Here is a 1115-nt window from a genome sequence, read left to right as displayed (position 1 = left end):
GCCTTGGCGGCGTCGGCCTCGAGCTGCTTCTGCGCGCCGGCGACGTCCTTGGGGTGGGCGAGGAAGTCCTGCAGGTCCTTCCACTCCCCGGCGCCCTTGGTGCCGCCGAAGGCCGCCGGCGCCTGGTCGGACATGTCGAACCGGAAGTCGTCACCCGCGTCCACCAGCGACTTCGCGATGCCGCGCGCGGTGTCGTTCGGGTACGCCGCCAGGTCCAGCGCCTTGTTCGGGGACAGGAACCCGCCCTGCGCGGCGGCCACCGCGGCCGCCTCCGGGGAGGCCAGGTACCGCAGCAGCGCCTGCGCCGCGGGGGTGTCCTTCATCGCCACCGCCACGTCGCCGCCGCTGACCACCGGCGCCTTGCCGCCGTCCACCGCCGGGAAGGGGAAGAACCGCGCGTCCTGGCCGACCTTGGCCTTGGTCTCGCTGGCGATGTTCACCGCCACGAAGTCGCCCTCGTAGACCATGCCCGCCTTCGGCGGCTGGGCGAAGGTCTGGTCCACCGAGGCCGGGAACTCGGTCTGCAGCGCGCCCTTGGCGCCGCCGGCGATCAGGGTGTCCTTGCCGAAGAGCTGCCCCAGGGTGGTCAGCGCCCTGCCGACCGAGGGGTCGGTCCACTTGACCTCGTGCCGGGCGAGCCTGTCGTACATCTGCGGCCCGGCCTGGGAGAGGTAGACGTTCTCGAACCAGTCGGTCAGGGTCCAGCCGTCGGCGCCGCCGACCGAGACCGCGGGGGTGCCGGAGTCGGAGACGGTCTGCGCGGCGGTGAGGAACTCCGCCCAGCTCTTCGGCGGGGTCACGCCGGCGTCCTGCAGGACCTTGGTGTTGTACCAGACGGTGGACTTGTTGGCGGCCTTGAAGTAGACGCCGTACTGCTTGCCCTGCCAGGCGCCCAGGTCCTTCCAGCCCTTGGCGTAGTTCTTCGCCAGCGCGGCGTCCACCTCGGCGGAGACCGGCTTGAGCCACCCGGCCTTCGCGAACTGCTGCAGCACCCCGACCTGGGGCAGGAACGCCACGTCCGGCGCGGCGCCGCCCTGCACCTTGCTGCCCAGGAACGCCGAGACGTTGTCGCCGGTGGGCACGTAGGTCGCCGTCGCGCCGGTGCGCTTCGCGAA

Annotated in this window: 1 protein-coding gene; it reads right to left on the bottom strand. The window is 72.1% G+C overall.

Going from position 1 to position 1115, the window contains the following annotated elements; translation table 11 throughout:
- Positions 1–1115 (bottom strand): ABC transporter substrate-binding protein (locus tag LO771_RS29980; protein WP_230748307.1); only part of this gene is annotated, 1115 nt, incomplete at both ends.

Origin of the sequence: Streptacidiphilus sp. ASG 303, assembly GCF_020991365.1 — a bacterium.
In the GTDB taxonomy this organism is placed as follows: Bacteria; Actinomycetota; Actinomycetes; order Streptomycetales; family Streptomycetaceae; genus Peterkaempfera.
Note: the sequence above shows the minus strand (reverse complement) of the source record. Positions and strands in the feature narration are given on the sequence as shown.